General features: G+C 67.5%; 21 protein-coding genes. 8 read left to right on the top strand and 13 right to left on the bottom strand.

Annotation, left to right across the window (positions count from 1 at the left end; genetic code table 11):
• Window positions 1–163 precede the first annotated feature (163 nt).
• The 3 genes from AB0L60_RS05485 to AB0L60_RS05475 all read right to left on the bottom strand — a co-directional run bounded on the left by AB0L60_RS05485 (window position 164) and on the right by AB0L60_RS05475 (window position 2300).
• On the bottom strand, window positions 164–1090 hold the full coding sequence (locus AB0L60_RS05485) for an SGNH/GDSL hydrolase family protein (RefSeq protein WP_364607659.1): 927 nt from the start codon (window positions 1088–1090) through the stop codon (window positions 164–166).
• A gap of 17 nt (window positions 1091–1107) precedes the next feature.
• A complete protein-coding gene (locus AB0L60_RS05480) occupies window positions 1108–1506 on the bottom strand; it encodes a hypothetical protein (RefSeq protein WP_354840336.1) in 399 nt (132 codons plus the stop codon).
• A 434-nt stretch (window positions 1507–1940) separates the two neighbouring features.
• Entirely contained in the window at window positions 1941–2300 is a 360-nt protein-coding gene (locus AB0L60_RS05475) for an Rv2640c family ArsR-like transcriptional regulator (RefSeq protein WP_364607655.1), read from the bottom strand.
• A gap of 101 nt (window positions 2301–2401) precedes the next feature.
• On the opposite strand from AB0L60_RS05475, the gene AB0L60_RS05470 reads away from it, so the two are divergent.
• From AB0L60_RS05470 to AB0L60_RS05440, 7 genes are all read left to right on the top strand, one after another.
• The gene (locus tag AB0L60_RS05470) at window positions 2402–2932 is read left to right on the top strand and encodes an ArsI/CadI family heavy metal resistance metalloenzyme (RefSeq protein WP_364607652.1); all 531 of its coding nucleotides are present in this window, start codon (window positions 2402–2404) and stop codon (window positions 2930–2932) included.
• A 66-nt stretch (window positions 2933–2998) separates the two neighbouring features.
• A complete protein-coding gene (locus AB0L60_RS05465) occupies window positions 2999–3373 on the top strand; it encodes a metalloregulator ArsR/SmtB family transcription factor (RefSeq protein ID WP_364607644.1) in 375 nt (124 codons plus the stop codon).
• A complete protein-coding gene (locus tag AB0L60_RS05460) occupies window positions 3370–4092 on the top strand; it encodes an MIP/aquaporin family protein (RefSeq protein WP_364607641.1) in 723 nt (240 codons plus the stop codon). Before AB0L60_RS05465 ends, AB0L60_RS05460 begins: the two co-directional genes overlap by 4 nt.
• A gap of 16 nt (window positions 4093–4108) precedes the next feature.
• Entirely contained in the window at window positions 4109–4540 is a 432-nt protein-coding gene (locus tag AB0L60_RS05455) for an arsenate reductase ArsC (RefSeq protein WP_364607638.1), read from the top strand.
• A 121-nt stretch (window positions 4541–4661) separates the two neighbouring features.
• Window positions 4662–5570: a TauD/TfdA family dioxygenase gene (locus AB0L60_RS05450; protein ID WP_364607635.1), complete on the top strand. Its 909-nt coding sequence runs from the start codon at window positions 4662–4664 to the stop codon at window positions 5568–5570.
• A 655-nt stretch (window positions 5571–6225) separates the two neighbouring features.
• A complete protein-coding gene (locus AB0L60_RS05445) occupies window positions 6226–7113 on the top strand; it encodes a helix-turn-helix transcriptional regulator (protein WP_364607632.1) in 888 nt (295 codons plus the stop codon).
• A complete protein-coding gene (locus tag AB0L60_RS05440; protein WP_364607629.1) occupies window positions 7110–7316 on the top strand; it encodes a DUF397 domain-containing protein in 207 nt (68 codons plus the stop codon). Before AB0L60_RS05445 ends, AB0L60_RS05440 begins: the two co-directional genes overlap by 4 nt.
• A gap of 48 nt (window positions 7317–7364) precedes the next feature.
• Here the strand turns inward: AB0L60_RS05440 and AB0L60_RS05435 are convergent, their stop codons facing one another.
• From AB0L60_RS05435 to AB0L60_RS05415, 5 genes are read right to left on the bottom strand one after another with little or no spacing between them, the layout of a single operon-like run.
• On the bottom strand, window positions 7365–8144 hold the full coding sequence (locus AB0L60_RS05435; RefSeq protein WP_364607626.1) for an SDR family NAD(P)-dependent oxidoreductase: 780 nt from the start codon (window positions 8142–8144) through the stop codon (window positions 7365–7367).
• Window positions 8141–9886, bottom strand: coding sequence for an amidohydrolase family protein (locus AB0L60_RS05430; RefSeq protein ID WP_364607623.1), 1746 nt, complete (start codon window positions 9884–9886; stop codon window positions 8141–8143). The genes AB0L60_RS05435 and AB0L60_RS05430 overlap by 4 nt, the downstream gene beginning before the upstream one ends.
• A 6-nt stretch (window positions 9887–9892) precedes the next feature.
• Window positions 9893–11554, bottom strand: coding sequence for a class I adenylate-forming enzyme family protein (locus AB0L60_RS05425; protein ID WP_364607620.1), 1662 nt, complete (start codon window positions 11552–11554; stop codon window positions 9893–9895).
• A 58-nt stretch (window positions 11555–11612) separates the two neighbouring features.
• A complete protein-coding gene (locus tag AB0L60_RS05420) occupies window positions 11613–12809 on the bottom strand; it encodes a serine hydrolase domain-containing protein (RefSeq protein WP_364607617.1) in 1197 nt (398 codons plus the stop codon).
• Window positions 12810–12819: 10 nt separating this feature from the next.
• Window positions 12820–14202 carry an NAD(P)-binding domain-containing protein gene (locus tag AB0L60_RS05415; RefSeq protein ID WP_364607614.1) on the bottom strand — a complete coding sequence of 461 codons (1383 nt, stop codon included), beginning with the start codon at window positions 14200–14202 and terminating at the stop codon, window positions 12820–12822.
• 116 nt (window positions 14203–14318) lie between these two features.
• Between AB0L60_RS05415 and AB0L60_RS05410 the strand changes: the two genes are divergently transcribed.
• On the top strand, window positions 14319–14957 hold the full coding sequence (locus tag AB0L60_RS05410) for a TetR/AcrR family transcriptional regulator (protein ID WP_354834040.1): 639 nt from the start codon (window positions 14319–14321) through the stop codon (window positions 14955–14957).
• Between the two features lie 14 nt (window positions 14958–14971).
• On the opposite strand, the gene AB0L60_RS05405 is transcribed toward AB0L60_RS05410, so the two are convergent.
• From AB0L60_RS05405 to nirD, 5 genes are all read right to left on the bottom strand, one after another.
• Window positions 14972–15379 (bottom strand): nuclear transport factor 2 family protein, encoded by a 408-nt coding sequence (locus AB0L60_RS05405; RefSeq protein ID WP_364607610.1) that lies wholly within the window; start codon window positions 15377–15379, stop codon window positions 14972–14974.
• 201 nt (window positions 15380–15580) lie between these two features.
• The gene (locus AB0L60_RS05400) at window positions 15581–15793 is read right to left on the bottom strand and encodes a hypothetical protein (protein WP_364607607.1); all 213 of its coding nucleotides are present in this window, start codon (window positions 15791–15793) and stop codon (window positions 15581–15583) included.
• A 157-nt stretch (window positions 15794–15950) separates the two neighbouring features.
• Window positions 15951–16763, bottom strand: a complete 813-nt coding sequence (locus AB0L60_RS05395; RefSeq protein WP_364607604.1) for a CbiX/SirB N-terminal domain-containing protein — start codon at window positions 16761–16763, stop codon at window positions 15951–15953.
• Window positions 16760–18172: a uroporphyrinogen-III synthase gene (locus tag AB0L60_RS05390; protein WP_364607601.1), complete on the bottom strand. Its 1413-nt coding sequence runs from the start codon at window positions 18170–18172 to the stop codon at window positions 16760–16762. Before AB0L60_RS05390 ends, AB0L60_RS05395 begins: the two co-directional genes overlap by 4 nt.
• Entirely contained in the window at window positions 18169–18564 is a 396-nt protein-coding gene (gene nirD / locus AB0L60_RS05385; protein WP_364607598.1) for a nitrite reductase small subunit NirD, read from the bottom strand. Before nirD ends, AB0L60_RS05390 begins: the two co-directional genes overlap by 4 nt.
• Window positions 18565–18575 lie beyond the last annotated feature (11 nt).

Here is an 18575-nt window from a genome sequence, read left to right as displayed (position 1 = left end):
TCGCAAATTGAACGGTGAACTTTTCACTTTTGCGCGGAGTGTACAAGAGGCCCCGAGAGCCGGGGTGCGGCATTCAGCGAACCGCAAAAACCCTGGGCAATCGGGAAACCCGACGAGGAGGCTATCGGTGGTCAACGGTCCGATCGACGGAATCTCGATGGCATCAGTGCCCGTATCGGTCGTAGATGGCATTGGCGACCACGGCGTCACCCTGGCTCGACGGATGGAAGAACAGGCCGTCGAGATCGGTCCGTGGATCGAACACGCCATTCAGCCAGGGCTGCGACGAGCAGAGCCCATGACCGGTGGTGAGCGCGCGGGAATCCAGGAACTCGATGCCCAGCAGCTGGGCGGCTTCCCGCTGCGCCTGGTCGATGCGGTCGAAGTACTCCACCACCGCGCGACCGCGCGACTGGATGAACGGCGCGATGCCGCCGATGCTGAGACAGACCGTGCTGCTGCCCGGGGTGAACAACTCCGGATAGCCGACGAACACGATGCGGGCGTTCGGTGCGTAGTACTTGATGTAGGTCACCGCATTGCTCATGCGCTTGGCCATCAACGCCCCGGACACACCGTTGTAGTCGGGCATCCGGCCCTGGTCGATCGACTCCGGATCGCAGCCGTCGACGAGGTTGAATACGCAGCCCTGCAACGACTTCCAGAGCGTCTGGTCGTTCTTGCCCCACTTGTCGTTGAGCCCGAACTGCAGCGTGACGACCTTGGTATTCGGCCCGAAAGCGCCTGCCTTGTCCGCTTTCTGGGCCTCCTGGGCCAGGCTCCACCCCGGGCCGCTGTCGATCGACGCGCCCGGGCAGGAGGGATCGGCCATCTCGTCGGTCCCGTACACGCCCATGAGCCGGCCCAGCTGCACCGGCCAGGCCGTCCGGCCGTGGCGCAGGCAGCTGTTGTCCTGGTCGAAGAAGTCCCAGGCATTCGCGGAGAACGAATCACCCAGCACCACCAGCTCTTTGCCCGCGGGGGCGGCATCCGGCGAGGCCGGATCCGCGTTCGCCGCGGCCACGGTGGATACCGAGGCCGCGAGCGCTACCGCGGCGGCACACAGCCGCCGCCCGCCATTACCCAGCACGAACCTGTCCAGCCTTCTCAGTAACCCGCACGCGGCTCGAATCCGGGCGCGTCCAGGGTCGGCGGCGCGGGCTTCTGCTGCTGCTGTGTCTGCGGCGCAGGTTTGGGCGCGGCCGGCTGCGGCGCGACCGGTTGCGGCGCGACGACCTCCGGCGCGACAGGCTGCGGCGCGGCCGGTTCCGTGGCCGCCGGTTGCGGCGCCGGCGCCTCGGTGGTCGGCGCGGGGGCGACGGTCGTCGGTGCGGGAGCGGCCGTGGAGCTCGCCGATGTGGCGGCGGTGCTGGTGGCACCGCCCGGCGAGCTGTCGGACGACTTGTCGCTGCCGCACCCGGCAACGCCCGCGATCAGCAGCCCCCCGCCGATCACGGCCGCGGCGACACGGACGGCAAACACCCCCACCGGTGTTGAAGACTTCATGGGTACCTCGAATTCAGGATCTGAAGTGACGTCTATTCACTTCAGCGGGGAGTGTACAAAACGCGTCCACCCCGCCCACCCCGATTCGGGAAACTGCCCCCAAGTTTCGGGGCATCGAATCCGATAATCCCTGGTCAAGCCCATCTCACCCAGTGAAACAGGTTCCAACTGACGGTCACATCGGACCACCTCGCCAGGCCGTCCAGGTTCGCGTATCCAAGCACAGATTCCAGACGGAGGGGCCGCTATCGGCTTCCCCGGCCGAGCGTCCGGCATCACCCGCGCAACCCCACCCGATTTGAAGCAATACCACTTCATACCGAATCTTCACGAACTACAGTGTTCGCAAATACCAGCTACCGGCAACCAGGACAGCACGACACCGTCGAAAGCCTTTGACAACCGAGGCTGTTCGCGGATCTCGACAGTTGCGGCTAGCGGCAGCAGTTCGGGTCGAGGACGACGCACAGGGCGGCGAGGGAGTCGCGCTGGGCGCGGTGGTAGGTGTTCATGCCGCGGCGTTCGGACTCGATCAGGCCGGCCTTCTTCAGCTGGCCGAGGTGGTGGCTGACGGTGGATTCGGCGAGGGTGACGGCTGCGGCCAGGTCGCCGGTGTTCTCCTCGCCGAGGGGGCTGGCGAGGAGGAGGGACAGGAGTTTCACGCGGGCCGGGTCGGCAATGGCCTTGAGGCGCAGGGCGATTTCCAGGGCGGCGGCGTCGCCGACGGGACCGGCGGCGACGGGGGCGCAGCAGACCGGGGCGGACATGTCGATCACGGGTAGCGCCTTGGGCATGCGAACCAGGTTACCCACCTTCTTGACATATGTCGAAATAGTGCGCAGACTCGGTCACACCAGTTCTTCGACATATGTCTCACAAGTGGAGGTAGGGCCTCATGTCTCGTGTTCAGCTCGCTCTCAACGTCGACAACATCGACCAGGCGGTGGCGTTCTACTCGACTCTGTTCCGGGCCGAGCCCGCCAAGCGCAAGGCCGGTTACGCCAATTTCGCCATCGCCGAGCCGCCGCTCAAGCTGGTACTGATCGAGAATCCGGGGCACGGTGGCAGCCTCAACCACCTCGGGGTCGAGGTCGAGTCCAGTGACCAGGTGCACGCCGAGATCGCTCGACTCTCCGAGGCCGGGATGTTCACCGAGGAGCAGATCGCGACCACCTGTTGCTTCGCCACCCAGGACAAGGTGTGGGTCACCGCGCCCGACGCCGAGCGCTGGGAGGTCTACACGGTGCTGGCCGATAGCGAAACCTTCGGCACCGCACCGGTACCGGCCTCGGGAACGGTCGCGGACGACGCGCAGGCCATGGCGGTCTGCTGCGGCACCACGGAGGAAGCCGCCGCCGAAGGGGCCTGCTGCGGCAGCGCGGCCAAGGCGGAGGCCGTGGCCTCCGGGGCATCCTGCTGCGGCTGAGCCCGCACCGGGTCGTTCACCAGGTATTCGCTTGCTCACTGATTCGATATCCATCAATATCGACGGATGTCGAATCGAGTGCTTCCACTGGCCGTGACCTCACCCGCGTGTGAGGTCACGCCCCTGATCCGCGAACCGTTGACAGCACAGGCCGCGACGGAACTGGCGGCAGTGTTCAAGGCGTTGTCGGACCCGGTCCGTTTGCGGCTGCTGTCGGTGATCGCCAGCCACACCGGGCAGGAAGCCTGCGTGTGCGATATCTCCGACGGTTTCGACGTCTCCCAGCCGACCATCTCCCATCACCTGCGGGTATTGCGCGAGGCAGGGCTGCTCTCGAGCGAGCGGCGCGGGTCGTGGGTGTACTACCGGGTCGAACCCGCTGCACTGCATCAGCTTTCGGCATTACTGGACATCGCGCTCCCCGAGGCGGCGGTCCGATGAACACGCTGAGACGACGACTGCTGGCCGAGTTCGTCGGCACCGGTCTGCTGGTGTGCGTGGTGGTCGGCTCCGGGATCGCGGCCCAGCAACTATCCGCACACGATGGTGGTCTCCAACTACTGGAGAACTCAACCGCCACGGTGTTCGGGCTGGGCATCCTGATCCTGATGCTCGGCCCGGTTTCCGGGGCGCATTTCAATCCCGTTGTCTCGGCGGCGGATTGGTGGGCCGGACGCCGCCGAGGCACCGGGCTGAGCGCCACCGACCTGGTGGCCTACACCGGTGCGCAGATCCTCGGCGGGATCGCGGGGGCGATGCTGGCCAACACCATGTTCGACCAGCCCGCCGTCCAGATCGCCACCCATCACCGCGTCACCCCGGGCCACCTGGTCGGCGAGGTGGTCGCCACGGCCGGACTGATCGCGGTCATCTTCGCGCTCGCCCGCACCGGCCGCGCGGCACTCTCGGCCGCAGCCGTCGCCGCCTACATCGGCTCGGCCTACTGGTTCACCAGCTCCACCAGCTTCGCCAACCCGGCCGTCACCGTCGGGCGCGTCTTCTCCGACACCTTCGCCGGAATCGCCCCCGCGTCGGTGCCCGCATTCGTCGCCGCCCAAATTCTGGGTGCCGCACTCGGTTTCGGCCTGATCGGACTGCTCTACCCCGATCCCGTACCGGCGGACGACATCGTCACGCCCCGCAACGTCCAGACCTCCTGAAAGGCCCGACCAGCCGATGACCGCCACACCCAGCGTGCTGTTCGTCTGCGTCCACAATGCCGGACGCTCCCAGATGGCCCAGGGCTTCCTCACCCACCTGGCCGGCGACGCGATCGAGGTCCGGTCGGCCGGGACCGCGCCCGCCGAGACCATCAACCCCGCCGCGGTCGAGGCGATGGCCGAACTCGGCATCGACATCACCGCTCAGACACCGAAGATCCTCACGCCCGACACCGTGCAGACCTCCACCGTCGTCATCACCATGGGCTGCGGGGATACCTGCCCGTACTTCCCCGGCGTCGACTACCGCGACTGGCAGCTCGACGACCCCGCGGGCAAGGGTGTCGCCGCCGTACGGCCCATTCGTGATGAAATCCGGACGCGTGTAGAACAACTCATCGGCGAACTGCTGCCGGCCGGTCGGACGGACACCGCCGTCCAGTCCTGAACCGGCCCCGACCACCACCTCTGGACCAGGAGCACCCACATGACGGCCGCCCCCTACCAACCTGTGGAATCACCCGCCGTGTGGCACGGCGGATCTCGGCGATCCCGCCGAGTGGGCGGCAGTGCTCACCGATGCCCAGCGCCGGGAGATCGCCGATGCCGCGCGCGCCGCCATTGCCGCGGGCCTGACCGCCGCGACCGTGCGACGCGAGGACTTCCCGCTCCCGGGGCTGGCCGAACCGCTGCGGGAATGGAGCGCCACCCTCGCCCACGGGCGCGCGTTCGTGCTCATCCGGCGCTTCCCGCAGGATCTGCTCACACCGGCCGAAACCGAGCTCGCCTATGTGGGTCTCGGGCTGCATCTGGGCACCCCGGTCAGCCAGAACGCCGCGGGCGATCGGCTCGGCCATGTTCGAGACGAGCGCATCGCCCGCGACAGCCCAGCGGTGCGGCTCTACACCACCAGCCAGCGTCAGGACTTCCACACCGACGGCTCCGACCTGGTCGGGCTGCTCTGCCTCAATGCCGCGAAATCCGGTGGGGAGAGCCGCATCGCCAGCTCCCTGGCGGTCTACAACCACATCCTCGACGAGCGACCGGACCTCATCGAGGTCCTGCGGCAGCCCTTCCACTGGGACCGCAACGACGAGCAATCACCCGGCGAGACACCGTATTTCACGCTGCCCGCGATCCACGACATCAACGGCACGCCGCGGATCTTCTACGTCGGCTGGTACATCCGCGACGCCCAGCGTCACCCGGACGTCCCGCCCCTGACCGACCCGCAGCTCGAAGCCATGCGAATGCTCGAGGACACCGCCAACGACCCGCGCTTCTACCTCCCGATGGAGTTCGCGCCCGGCGACGTGCAGATCCTCAGCAACGCCAAGATCCTGCACTGCCGGGAGGCGTACACCGACGACGAGGACCTCGACCGGCGGCGGCACCTGCTGCGCCTCTGGCTCACCGCACACACCTTCGCCACCGTCGAGGATCTCCTGCGCGACGGCATCCCGCCGCGCCGCGACTGACCCGAAACCACCAGCACGCCTCGCGAATTCACCGCCCGCCCGCTATTGCCGCGAGGTCCACAGATTCCACCCGGACGAGGCCGCCCGGCGGCGAGCGAGCATATCCAGATGCGGAACGAGCGCGGCGAAATAGCGTTTCGCCTCACACCGCCCATCACACGACTCGTGCGATTCCAGCCCGCGCCGCGCGACCTCCAGATTCTGGACGGGATAGTCGGGGACCTCATGTGAGATTGGTTGAGGCACTGCTCATCTCCTGTTCCGACGATGACGACCGGGCTGGCGATCACACGGCACCGGCACCTCGACGTAGCCGCCGCCGATCCGTCGTAGCCGGATCGACCTCGCACGTTGACGGGCGGTGCTGGCCTCGTCCAGCGCACTGGCCACCGTGGCCACCACGCTGAATACGGTCATAAGAGACAAAAGCCAAGGTTCCCAAGACATTACGGCTCCAGACATTGGCCGAATGGGCAGAAAAGGCCGAAATTCGATGGCCTGCCTCGAGTAGACTCCTAGCGAGCCGAATTCGGAATACCGAAACGCCCGAATGTGGCTGAAATATAAAGGAATTCAGATACGGCGATGCCCGTGACGGAGACGTCTGTGGCGGAGCCTTCCATATTTCGGCGCGTCCGATAGTGAGGGTAACGAGATGGTGACCGGATCGACGATGGCGCGGCGGGCACTGGGCCGGGAACTCAAGCGTTTACGGGAAGCGAAGCGGATGCGGCAGTCCGAGGCCGCGCGGGCCATAGGGGTGTCGCCGCAGACCATCGGGCGCATGGAGGACGGGCTGCCCACCAAGGTCTCCGACCTCTATATCAACGTCCTGTGCAATACCTACGAAGCAACCGCCGGACAACGCGCGATGCTCTTGGAGCTCGCACTCGAGGTGCGGACCACGCACAAGTCGGGCGGCGGGTGGTGGCGGGCGTATGCCGATGAGATGCGCGAAGGTTTCGACCACTACATGGGGCTCGAGGAAGCGGCGCGCAGGATTTCCGTCTGGAAGGTCACCATCATCCCCGGACTGCTCCAGACACCTGAATATCGGCGCGCGCTCGCCTGGACCGAAACACCGGGAGTCCAAACAGGACCGGTCGAGAAGCGCGTCGCAATGGTCGTCCGTCGACAGGCCCGGCTCGACGACCCCGACTTCGTCGTCGATGTCGTGCTGTCGGAAATGACGCTCCGCGATCGCATCGGAGGGGCCGGAGTCATGGCCGCCCAACTCCGGCACCTCGCCGAGGTCGGAGAGTTCCCGAACGTCTCGGTCCGGGTGGTTCCCTTCGACACCTCGGGGCATCTCGGTTCTGTGACGGGATCGTTTGTGCTGCTGGAGTTTCCGAAGATGTCGGCGACTGGATTGATCGAACCCCCCGTGGTGTTCGTGGAAGAATACGCAGGAGACCTCTATCTGGAGCGAGAAGCCGAAGTGAAGCCCTACCGCAACGCCTTCGCCGAGATCAGCCGGGTAGCGTTGGATCACGACACGTCTCGGCAGTTCATCCTGTCGATAGCGAAGGAGTACGGCGAGTGAGCATCGACCTGTCCCGCGCCCAGTGGTTCAAATCGACCCGAAGCACCTCGCAGGGCGAATGCGTGGAGGCGGCCCACCTCGACGAAGGACGGGTCGCCGTTCGGGACTCCAAGAATCCTGGCCCCGCGCTGGTTTTCGGACCGGTTGAGTGGGACGTTTTCACTCGGGCTGTGCAGGGCGGGCAGTTCGATCCTATGAGCTGAACCGCCCTGGGCTGGAACGTGTTTCGGGGCCCAGGGCGGGTTCTCGGCTCAGCCCGCGAGCTTCGCCAAGTTCGGGAAGTTGCTCAGCTCCCAGCCGCCGTCCACCACCATGTCGATGCCGGTGATGTAGGAGGCGTCGTCGGAGGCGAGGAACAGGCTGGGTGCGGCGATCTGTTCCGGGGTGGCGGGCGCGCCCATCGGGATCCGGTCCAGGAACATCTGTTTGGCGGGCTCGTAGCCCATGACGGCCGCGACCAGCGGGGTGTCCACCAGGCCGGGGAGGATGGCGTTCACTCGGATGCGGAACTGGGCCAGCTCCAGGGCCGCGTTCTTGGTGAACATGACCACGCCCGCCTTGCCCGTGGAGTAGGGGCTGCCACCGGGCATGGGCACGCGGGCGTCGAGCGATGAGATATTCACGATCGCGCCGCCACCGGTCGACTTCATCAGGCGTGCCTCATGTTTGGTGCACAGGAAGACGCTCTTCTGAATCAGGTCGATGGTGAAATCCCAGTCGGCCTCGGTGAGGTCGGTGACCGCGCCGATACGGGACGCGCCCGCCACATTGAAGGCCGCGTCGAGACGACCGAAACGGGATGCGGCGGTGGCGATCCCGGCCTCCACCTGAGCCTCGTCGGTGACGTCGGTGGCCACGGGGACGAAGGCGTCGCCGAGTTCGGCGGCCTTCTTCCCGAGACCCGCCTCGTCGATGTCGAGGCCGACGACGTTCGCGCCCTCGGCGATCAGCGCGGCGGCGATGGCCGCGCCGATACCGGAGGCCGCACCGGTGACGACCGCGGCGCGGCCGTCGAATCGACGGGCGTTCATCGGGCACCTGCCCGCAGGAATTCGCCGGTGCGTTCCTTGCCCAGGGTGTCGGCCTTCTCCCCCAGCCCGAAGACGAACTCGCCGTTCACCAGCACCGCGGTGACGGTGTCGTCATTGCGGTTGACCATGCGGGAGAGGTTGTCGAACTCCGGAATCGGGCTCTCGGCATAGGCTTCCAGGCTGTCGTCCAGCTTCGCCGGATCGATGATCAGCACATCGGCCCGATCGCCCTCGCGCAGGTGACCGGCATCCAGGTCGTACCAGTCGGCCAGCTCGCCGGACACCCGGTGCACGGCGTGCTCGACCGTCATGAACGGCCGGCCCGCCTGCTGCGCCTTGTGCACGCGCTCGAGCAGCCGCAGCCCGAAGTTGTAGAAGGCCATGTTCCGCAGATGCGCGCCGGCGTCCGAGAAGCCCAGCTGCACACTGGGATCCGCGGCCAGCACATCCAGCACCTCGGGCCGGTGATTGGAGATGGTGGTGCGCCAGCGCACCTTGGGCCCGTACTCCACCACCAGATCCAGGAAGGCGTCCACCGGGTGCACACCGCCGCGATCCACGCCAACCTGACCGAAGGTCTTGCCGATCACGCTCGCATCCGGGCACTCGGTGATCTCGGCGTCGAAGAAGTCGCGATGCCAGACCCGCGGACCCCACTTCTTGTCGTAGTCCTTGCGGAACCAGCGGCGGTAGTTCTCGTCGGCCAGCAGTTCCCGCCGCTCCTCCAGCTGGTTGGACAGGTGCAGAGCCGCCGCGCCGGAACCGAATTCCTCGAACACCGGCAGATCGATGCCGTCGGAGTACACCTCGAACGGCACCGGCAGATGCTGCCAGCGGAAGTCGCCGCCGAGCCCATTGATGATCCGGCCCAGCAGCGGAAAGACCTTCACCACACCGGGAATCGCCTTGATGTCGGCCGCCGACAGCAAGCTCACCTTCAGTTTGGGCCGGAAGAAGCCCAGGCTGCTGGCCGCCATGCCGAGCATGCTCTGCGGCTTGGCGACGTCGGGACCACCCTGCAACGCCCGCTTGCGGTCGCGCAGAATGCGATTCAGCCGCCGCCGCTCCTTGCCGGTGGCATAGGTCGACGGCAGCGTCCGCGACCGGCACACCTCGCCGTCCAGCTTGTCGAACAGCAGCTGCTGCGAGGACATGCCGACGAATCCGGCGTCCAGCGCCTCGGTCAGCTTGTGCTCCATGGCCGTCAGCTCGGACTCGGTCGGCTGCACATCCGGATCGGTGGCCCGCTGTAGGCCCAGCTGGGACGCCCGGATATCCGAATGACCGATGAAGGCAGCGACATTCGGGCCCAGCGGCAGCGACTCCAGCGCCGCCACATAGCCGTGCGCGCTGTTCCAGGTCTTCAGCGCGTCCACCGCCTCGACCACGTGCTTACGCGGAATCGCCTCCACCCGGCCGAACAGGTCACCCGCGTCCGAGCCGCCGACATGCACGGTGGACAGCGAGCACGACCCGAGCAGCAGCGTGGTGACGCCGTGCCGCAGCGACTCCGACAGCGTCGGATCCAGCAGCACCTCCACGTCGTAGTGGGTGTGAATATCGATCATGCCCGGCATGACCCAGCGGCCGGTCGCGTTGATCACTCGGCCGCACCCGGTCTCGTCCAGCGGGGCGGACGACACGGTCGCGACCCGGCCGTCCCGGATGCCGAGATTACGGATGGCCGAAGGTGCGCCGGTGCCGTCGAACCAGCGCCCGTTCTTGATGATGGTGTCGTACACAGGAATTCACTTTCCCAGGGAGAGATCGCGGCGCAGCACCTTGCCGGTTGCGTTGCGCGGCAACGGATCTGCGGTGACCAACCAGCGGGCGGGCACCTTGAAGTAGGCCAGCTGCCTGGCCACGTGATCGCGCAACTCGTCCTCGGACAGCTGCTCGGGGTCGTCGACCACGACGATGGCGGCGACCTCCTGGCCGAGATCCTCGTGCGGGACACCGATCACTGCGGACTCTCGCACCAGCGGGTGCTCGTCGAGGACGTTCTCGATCTCCTGCGGGTAGACGTTCTCGCCACCGCGCAGGATGAGATCCGAACGGCGGCCGGAGATGTAGAGCTTGCCCGCCCGCAGGGTGCCGTAATCGCCCGTGCGCAGCCAGCGGTTCTCGTCGATGGACGCCTTGGTGGCGGCCTCGTTGTTCCAATAGCCGAGCATCACGTACGGGCTGCGGATGCAGATCTCACCCTCTTCACCGTCGGGCACGGGGTTGCCGTCGGGGTCGCGGACCTCGAGGGAGACACCGACCACCGCGCGGCCCACGGTCTCGTTGTCGGCGGCCAGCTCCGGCGGGGTTGCCACCGTCGCGGCGGTGCCGGACTCGGTGCAGCCGTAGCTGGTGGTCAAGCCCTGCAGCGCGACCGGGAACCGCTCACGCAGCCGCTGCACCAGAATCGGCGAGGACGGCGCGGAGTTGAGCGAGAACGCGGTCAGCGAGGACAGGTCGTACTTCGAGATGTCCACGGCCAGAATGCGACTCGCCAACGTCGGCACGGCCGCCCAGTTGGTGACCTTCTCGGTCTCGACCAGCTTCAGCAGTGATTCGGCGTCGAACTCGCCCGAGGTCGGGAAGATGACGGCGTCACCGGTGGTCAGGCGCGGGATCGACAGGTTGTGCAGGCTCGCGATGTGGAACAGCGGCATCGTGGCCAGGTAACGGCGGCCCGCCGGGGAACCGTCCCAGGCCTGGCCGCGGAAACCGGCGGCCAGGGCGTCCATGAACCGGTGGTAGTCGGCCACGGCGACCATGTTCTGCTGGGTGTGGACCACACCCTTCGGGCGGCCGGTCGTGCCGGAGGTGTAGAGGATGATCGCCGGATCGTCCTCGCTCACCTCGGCACTCGGGTTACCGCCGGCGAACTCCTGAATGAGGGCGGGCAGGTCGGATTCCATGGTCAGCACCGGGATCTCGGTGCCGGTCTCCACGGCCAGCGCGGCGCGTTTGGCGTCGGCGATCACGACCTTGGGTGCGGAGTGATCGAGGCCGTAGGCGATCTCGCGCGGCACCCACCAGGCGTTGTAGCCGACCGGGATCGCGCCCAATCGCTGTGCGGCCCAGAACGTCAGCACCCACTCCGGAGTGTTGGCGGCCAGGATGCCGATGCGGTCCCCCTTGCCCACGCCGTACCGTTCGGCCAGCGCGGCGGCCAGTGCGCCGGCGGCCGCGTAGTGCTCGGCGAAGGTGTAGCGGGTGCGCGCGGACACCAGATAGTCGAGATCACCTAGCTCACGGGACGCTTCCAGCAACTCCAGCAGCGAACCACGGCGATGCTTGAACACCGGCAGCGGCACACCCAGCACCTGCTCGACCGTCATCTCGAACGGCCCGCCCGGCCCGGTCAGCTTCCCGGCCACCTGGGCGGCCAGAGCCTGCAGATCAACGGCATTGGTCATGAATCAAATCCTCGAATCCGATTGCGCGAATCTTCGCAGCTTGCCCGAGTGAAGCCCGTCACGCACGCCCCCTGACTGTGTCGAAGGTCGCTTTCAGGTAGGCGTCGGCACGATCGGAGCCGATCAGGCCGGGCGCCATCCGGTTCATGGCGTAGGCGAAGGTCACGCGATGGTCCAGGTCGTTGACCACCATCGCGCCGCCCAGTCCGGCCCACCAGCACACCCGGCCGTCCGGCACGTGCGGCGCGGTCTGCGGCTGCGGCAGGCCGTAACCGAGGCCGAAGCGCAGCGGCAGCATGATTGCCAGGTCCAAGCCGTCGGACTGCTGCTCGAAGATGAGGTCGATGGTCTTGTCCGACAGGTACTTCCGGCCGCTCAGCTCGCCGCCATTGCTGATCAGCGACTGCAGGCGCGCGATGGAGCGGGCATTGCCGTGGCCGCCCATACCACCCAGCTCCGCCTGCTGCCAGGCGGGCGTGCCGCACTCGGCGAAGTCCAGCAGCGGCTGGAACAGCGTCTTGAACATGACGCTGTCCTGCGGCAGCAGCGACTGGTCGAACTCCGGCAGCTCCGGCGGAACCAGCGTGGCGATGCGGCCGAGATCCGCGGCGGCGGTGCCGATGTGGAAGTCCGCGCCCAGCGGCTGCGCTAGCTCCTCGGCGAAGAACCGGCCCAGCGGACGGCCGGTGATTCGCTTGATCACCGAGCCCAGCAGGTGACCGTAGTTCAAGGCGTGATAGCCCGACGCGGTGCCCGGCTCCCACCAAGGCTCCTGTGCCGCAAGTCGATCCGATGCCGCATCGGCGTCGTAGATATCCGACAGCACGATCGGGGCCTCCCAACCGGAGACGCCGGAGGTGTGCGAAAGCAGGTGTCGTACTTCGATATCGGCCTTGCCGTTGGCGGCGAACTCCGGCCAGTAGTGCGAAACCTTCTGCCGCACATCCAGTTCACCGCGATCGACCAGCAGCAACGCGGACAGCGCCACCATGGTCTTGGTGATGGAGAAGGTGTTCACCAGGGTGTCGGCGCCCCACCGCCTGGTCTGTTCGAGGTCGGACCAGCCACCCCACAGATCGACCACGGGTTCGCCGTCGACGACCACGCACACGGAGGCCCCGAGCTCCGCGCCCGACTCCACGTGCTCGGTGAAAGCCGCGCGCAGCGAGGCGTATTCGTCGGAACAGAAACCAGCGACAGTGCACCCACCCGTCGCGTCACCGCTGTGGGAATCACTTTGTGATGCTGTGGTCATTTCTACCCCTCTACACCCGCACCAGGGCACGGGCCCGCACCGGCAGCGTGTTTCCCGCTGCGGCCGCACGACGCGCGCCCTCGGCGAGTTCCTTCTTCTGCTCGCGGACATAGACGTCGAAATCGGCCTGGATGGTGTGCCGCGGCGAGTTGTAGTAGCGCGCGGCGCGTTCCGCCTCGACCCGCGCCGCCTGCGTGGTCATCTCCGCGTGCGACGGCAGCCGGTAGTTACCGGTCAGGTAGGCCGCTACCAGTTTGGACTGCTGCTCGGCGAAGTTCACCAGGGTCGGCATCGCCTGTGCCAGACCGAGATAGAAGAGGTTGTCGATGCCGGGCTTCACCATCTGACGCCACAGCGGCAGCTTATGGTCGGTATCGGGCCGCAGCGCCGGATCGGTGAAGAACGGGAAGCTGATGTGATAGCCGGTGGCACACAACACCACATCCACCTCCTCCGACGAACCGTCCGCGAAATGCACGGTCTTGCCGTCGAGACGGGTGATCGCCGGCTTGAAATCGATATCGCCGCACCCGACCCGATGCAGGAATTCCTCGCTCGCGGACGGATGCGCCTCGAACGGAAGGTGATCGGGCTTGGGCAGGCCGTAGTCCTCCATCCGGCCACGGTTCTTGACCACGAAGCGCTGCTTGAGCTTGAGCGCCACCTTCGGAGGCATCCACGGCGGAACCACCTGGGTGTCGCCGACCTTGCCGTTGACGTACTTGGGCAGCACCCAGACACCACGGCGGGCCGACACCCACAGCTTCGAGGCGATGAACTTCTGCGACAGCTCCGAGGCGATGTCCAGGCCCGAATTGCCCATGCCCACCACGACGACTCGCTTGCCCCGCATGTCGATCGGGTCGAACGGGTCGTTGTAGGCGTGCGAGTGCATGAGCACACCGTCGAACTCGCCAGGGTAATCGGGCAGGCGCGGGTCCCAGTGGTGGCCGTTGGCCACGATCAGCGCGTCGTAGATCTTGTCGTGGCCCTTGTCGGTGATGATCCGCCACAGCCCCTCGGCGTCGCGGTCGGCCGAAATCACCTTGGTATCGAAAATGATTCGGTCGCGGATGCCGAAGTGGTCGACATAATCCTTCAGGTATTGGTGCAACTGGCTGTGGTGGGGGAAGTCCGGCCACTCCTCCGGCGCGGGGAAGTCCTCGAACTGTAGCCGGAACTTCGAGGTATCGATGTGCAGGCTCTGGTAGCAGGCCGACATACCGTTCGGGTTCTTGTAGTACCAGTTGCCGCCCACCTCGTCGGAGGCTTCGTAGCAGTCGAAGGGGATGCCGTATTCGGCGAGCCGCTTCGCGGCGGTGATGCCCGACGGGCCGGCGCCGATGATGGCGACCCGGGGCAGCTCACGATTTTGTGCAGATAGCGCAGCCAATTCACTCTCCTGGTTCGGCGACGGGTCTCGGAGCCCTGCCGGACGTGATGTGCCACACACGCTAACACTCGCTAGACAGAGTGTCTAGTGAGTGAACTTGCGTCTATTATTCAAGCGTGACCCGATCCGACGTAGACCACCCCGATGCACCCCGGCGCACTTCGCTGCGTGACGAACAGAAGCGGCTGACCCGCAGCCGGCTCATCGACGCGGCCAAGCAGCTGTTCACCACGCAGGGGTACGCGCCCGTCCGCGTCGACGACATCGCCGCCGCCGTCGGCTGCAGCCGCGCCACCTTCTACCTGCACTTCACCGGCAAACCGGATGTGCTGCGCGCGATCGCCGAACAGGGCACGCTGCCCAGCGTCCAGCACTTCTACGAGGACCTCGACCACGTGCTCGACACCGGCTCGCGGGAGGAATTCGCCGCCTGGATGCGGCGCGCCATCGACTGGTTCCAGGAGTACAAGGACCTACTGCCCGCCTGGGACGAGGCGACGACGCTGGAACCCGAATTCCGGGAGGTGGCACGAGAGGGCATCATGGCCCTCCCCAATGTCATGAGCTCCTACCTGTCCCGCTGGCCCGCCGACCGCCAGGACGAAGCCCGCCTGCGCGTGGAACTCCTTGTCGCCCAACTGGAACGGTTCTTCACCCGCTGGGCCATGCAGGGCACCATCGACGTCTCCGCCGAGGAGGCCGCGAGTGTCCTCACCGACATCTGGTTCCCGGCCCTGCAGACCCCGAAGGGCTGATCCGGCCCGATGGGCTACTTGGAAATAGGCGTGACGCGGGCGCGGTCCAGTTCCCAGAACGCACGCAGGGCAACGATTTTCCCGTCCGCATCCACCCGATAGACGGCGACGAGATCAACCTCGACGACCACCTCGGGGCGTGCGCTGCGAATGGTCCCGGTGAAGGCCGCTTCATCGGCGCACGCGAACGAATCGGCCCACTCGAATTCGATTCGGCTGGGCTCGATCGCTTTGTCCCAGAAGGCCGCAATGGCCTCGCGACCTGAATGCCCCTCGCCCACCGGGTCATACGGGGAGATGCCGACCGGATCCTCGACGCGCGCGTCGGCCGCGAAGAGGGCGAGCCACTCGGCCTTGCACTTGGCGCGCACCGCCGCCTGCGAGGCGAGTCCGGCGCGGCGGGCGGGATGTTCGAGCGACATCCCGCCATCCTGATCGCCGTCGAGCCGAAGGGAACCGGCGAATACCGGTGAGCGAGACAGGTCAGGCCGCAGGACGGCACATAAGCGGAGTGCCTTAACCACTGCTGAGGAGTCGCTACTGTGATGTGGATCACGCGGACGCGACTCGGGCCGACGCCATTCGGCGTCGGCCCGGAATCTGAAATTAAATTGTTTTGGAATTCAGTGGGCGGCGGCGGAACCGGTCCAGCCGAAACCCGCGCCCTGATCCGTCGGCTGGGTGTTGTTGACCAGCGCCTGGCACTGGTCGTAGGTCTGGCCCGACCGGATGCACGCCGTCCACGGGTCGTAGATCGTGGGGAAATCGGCGGCGGCGGTGGCGGCCGGGCCGGCGATACCGCCCGCGATCACAGCGGCGACGACAAACTTCTTCACGTGGGGATCCTCCAGGGTCTTTACCGAATTGCGGTAAAGGTTGCCATGCGAATCGAAAATCACCAAGTGATAGGGGAATTGGGCGATTCGTTTCGGGCCGGCCCCCTAACGGATCGGGGGCGAGCCCCTAATCCGACCAAGGCCCGGACCGTGCCGATCAGGCGACCCGGACGGCCGTCACCGAATCTATTGCCGCGACGTAGCGATCGATCAGCAGGCGCACCACGGCCGGGTGCACACCGATCGGCTCGGCGACACCGTCCGCGCCCGCCTCGTGCAGACGCTGGTGGAACAGCCCGTGGGCGAGCAGATAGGAGGCCACGAAGACCCGTCGCGCGCCCGAAGCCCGCACCGCCGCAACCACTTCCGGAACCTTGGGCTCACCGGTCGCGATATAGGCCAGGTGCGCGGTCGTACCGACGCGCTCCGAGAGCAGGCGCGCCGCGCGCTGCACATCCCGGCGCGCCCGCGCATCCGAGGAACCCGCGGCGGCGAACACCACCGCGTCCCCCGGCCGCCAGCCCGCCGCACACAGCCGCAGGTGCGTCACCTCGGCCAGCGCCGGGTCCGGGCCCATCGCCTGGGTGACCGCGACCGCGTCATGAGCACTCGCGGCCACCTCTCGCGGCACATCCTGATACACGTGGTAGCCCGAGGCCAGGAAGGCCGGAACCACCACGGCGGGAACCGGATCCAGATCCCGCAACACCTCGGCCGGGGAGGGCCCCAGCACATCCACGAACGCGGTGCGCACCCGCGGCGTACCGGCGATCGCGATCTCACGCAACGATGCCGATGCGGCCCCGAAATCGGCACCGGCACCTGTCTCGGCGATCCCGCCGGGGACACCGTGCGCGAGCGCCGACGCACCCAGCTCCCGCGCAACAGCTCCCGCCAGTTCGGCGATCATCTCCACACCCCGGGCGCTCCGGGTGCCGTGCGCGACGAGCACCAGCGCCGGCACGCTCACCACGCACTCCCGGCCGGACGGCCGGGGCGCCCAGCCACCGCGGGGCGGGCGGCGGAGACGGACTGCGCCGGGAAGCCCACCGGGCGGGCCGTCCCGTTCACCGGGGTGATCGGGCGGCGGGCCGCGGCGGCGGGCGGCGGGATCTCCGCGTGCGGCGCGCGGGTACCAGGGATGCGCGGCGGCATCTCGCGGCGCGCGCCCAGACCCTGGGTGTGCGCCGGAACCGGGTGGCGCGCAGCCTGATTCGGAACCTCCGGGTGCGGATTGTCGGTGCACTCGGCGGGATCGAGAGCCAGCCGGTAGCCGCGCTTGACGACGGTCTGGATGGCCTTGGGGGTGCCGAGGCCCGCACGGAGACGGGCGATGGCGGTCTCCACGGCGTGGGTGTCGTCGCCACCGCCGGGCAGGGCGGCGAGCAGGTCCTCACGGGAGACGACCCGGCCCGGCTGGCGGGCCAGGGAACGCATGAGCGCCATGGGCGCGGGGGCCAGCTGGCGCACCTGACCGTCCACGACGACGCAACCGCCGCGGACGCTGAGCAGGTGCCCGGCGGCCTGAATCCGGTTGGCGCGCCGGGGAAGTTCCTCGGCGACGTGGCGGGCCAGCGCGCCCAGACGGGCGCGGCCGGGCATGGACGTCGTGACGCCCAGCTCCTCCAGCGGCGCGGCCGTGATGGGGCCGACGCAGGCCGGCAGCACCCGGGTGCGGAAGGCGTGCAGGACGGCCTCCAGCAGCCCGGTCTCCTTGGCGCGCATGAGAAGTGACGCCACGGCCGGAGCGCTGGTGAAGGTCACGCAATCCAGTCCGGCGGTGACGATGCCCTCGATGAGGCGGTCCATGGGAGTACGGTCGTCCGGCGGAATCCACCGGTAGACCGGGACCGGAACCACATCGGCTCCGGCGCAGCGCAATACCTCGCAGAAGTCCGGCACCGGCTCCCACTCGGTGGTGGCGCCGTGCAGCTGCACCGCGATCCGGACCCGCTCGACCCCCTGGGCCAGCAGGTGATCCAGCACCTCGGCGCTGGATTCCGAAGCGGGAGACCATTCTTCGCGCAGCTCGGCAGCGCGGATGGCGCCCTTGGCCTTGGGACCGCGGGCCAGCATGCGGGTCGAGCCCAGGGTGGCACGCAGCTCCTCGGCCAGGCCCCAGCCCTCCGCGGCCTCCATCCAGCCGCGGAAGCCGATGCCGGTGGTCGCCACGGTGATCTGCGGCGGAGCCGCGACCAGCTGCCGCGTCACCCGCTCCAGCTCGGTGTCGTCGGCCAGCGGAATGATCCGGATGGCCGGGGCGGAAACAACATTCGCGCCCCGGCGGGCCAGCAGGGTGCCGAGTTCCTCGGCGCGCCGGGCGGCCGTGATGCCGACCGTGAAGCCGGCCAGCGGGGTACCGCTGTCCACCTCGGTCACACCGTACCGCCGATGAATTGGACCGGGTCGTTGGACACCGAGACCACACCGTCCGCGACGCGGACCGCGTACACCGGCAGGGAAATCGAGTCATCATCCAGGCAGCGCCCGTCGATCAGCGAGAAGGCCTGCTTGAGCAGCGGCGACGCCACCACCGGCACACCGCCGCGGTCGCCCACCAGACCGCGCGACATGACCGCCGCGCGCCCGAAGGGATCGATATTGCCGACGGCGAACAGCGTCCCGTCGGCGGTGAGGAACAGCGCCGCCTGGCGGCCGCCCTTCAGCAGGACCGCCACGCCGCGGCCGGGAATCAGATAGTCCTGCCGGCAGGCCTGTGTCCAACCTGAAACGGTCGTGACTGCGGTGCCGGGTGTGTCGATCACGGTCATCGGTACTCTCC

Source organism: Nocardia sp. NPDC051981 (assembly GCF_040680715.1).
Lineage (GTDB): Bacteria > Actinomycetota > Actinomycetes > Mycobacteriales > Mycobacteriaceae > Nocardia.
The sequence above is the reverse complement of the archived record's forward strand: the minus strand, read 5'-3'. Positions and strand labels throughout refer to the sequence as shown.

What these genes read in the sequence shown, in the direction of transcription:
- AB0L60_RS05445 (WP_364607632.1), top strand. Translation starts at nt 6,226, where the DNA reads ATGGTGACCGGATCGACGATGGCGCGGCGGGCACTGGGCCGGGAACTC.
- AB0L60_RS05405 (WP_364607610.1), bottom strand. Translation starts at nt 15,379, where the DNA reads ATGTCGCTCGAACATCCCGCCCGCCGCGCCGGACTCGCCTCGCAGGCG.
- AB0L60_RS05425 (WP_364607620.1), bottom strand. Translation starts at nt 11,554, where the DNA reads ATGACCAATGCCGTTGATCTGCAGGCTCTGGCCGCCCAGGTGGCCGGG.
- AB0L60_RS05465 (WP_364607644.1), top strand. Translation starts at nt 2,999, where the DNA reads ATGTCGAATCGAGTGCTTCCACTGGCCGTGACCTCACCCGCGTGTGAG.
- AB0L60_RS05475 (WP_364607655.1), bottom strand. Translation starts at nt 2,300, where the DNA reads ATGCCCAAGGCGCTACCCGTGATCGACATGTCCGCCCCGGTCTGCTGC.
- AB0L60_RS05480 (WP_354840336.1), bottom strand. Translation starts at nt 1,506, where the DNA reads ATGAAGTCTTCAACACCGGTGGGGGTGTTTGCCGTCCGTGTCGCCGCG.
- AB0L60_RS05435 (WP_364607626.1), bottom strand. Translation starts at nt 8,144, where the DNA reads ATGAACGCCCGTCGATTCGACGGCCGCGCCGCGGTCGTCACCGGTGCG.
- nirD (WP_364607598.1), bottom strand. Translation starts at nt 18,564, where the DNA reads ATGACCGTGATCGACACACCCGGCACCGCAGTCACGACCGTTTCAGGT.
- AB0L60_RS05420 (WP_364607617.1), bottom strand. Translation starts at nt 12,809, where the DNA reads ATGACCACAGCATCACAAAGTGATTCCCACAGCGGTGACGCGACGGGT.
- AB0L60_RS05455 (WP_364607638.1), top strand. Translation starts at nt 4,109, where the DNA reads ATGACCGCCACACCCAGCGTGCTGTTCGTCTGCGTCCACAATGCCGGA.
- AB0L60_RS05470 (WP_364607652.1), top strand. Translation starts at nt 2,402, where the DNA reads ATGTCTCGTGTTCAGCTCGCTCTCAACGTCGACAACATCGACCAGGCG.
- AB0L60_RS05460 (WP_364607641.1), top strand. Translation starts at nt 3,370, where the DNA reads ATGAACACGCTGAGACGACGACTGCTGGCCGAGTTCGTCGGCACCGGT.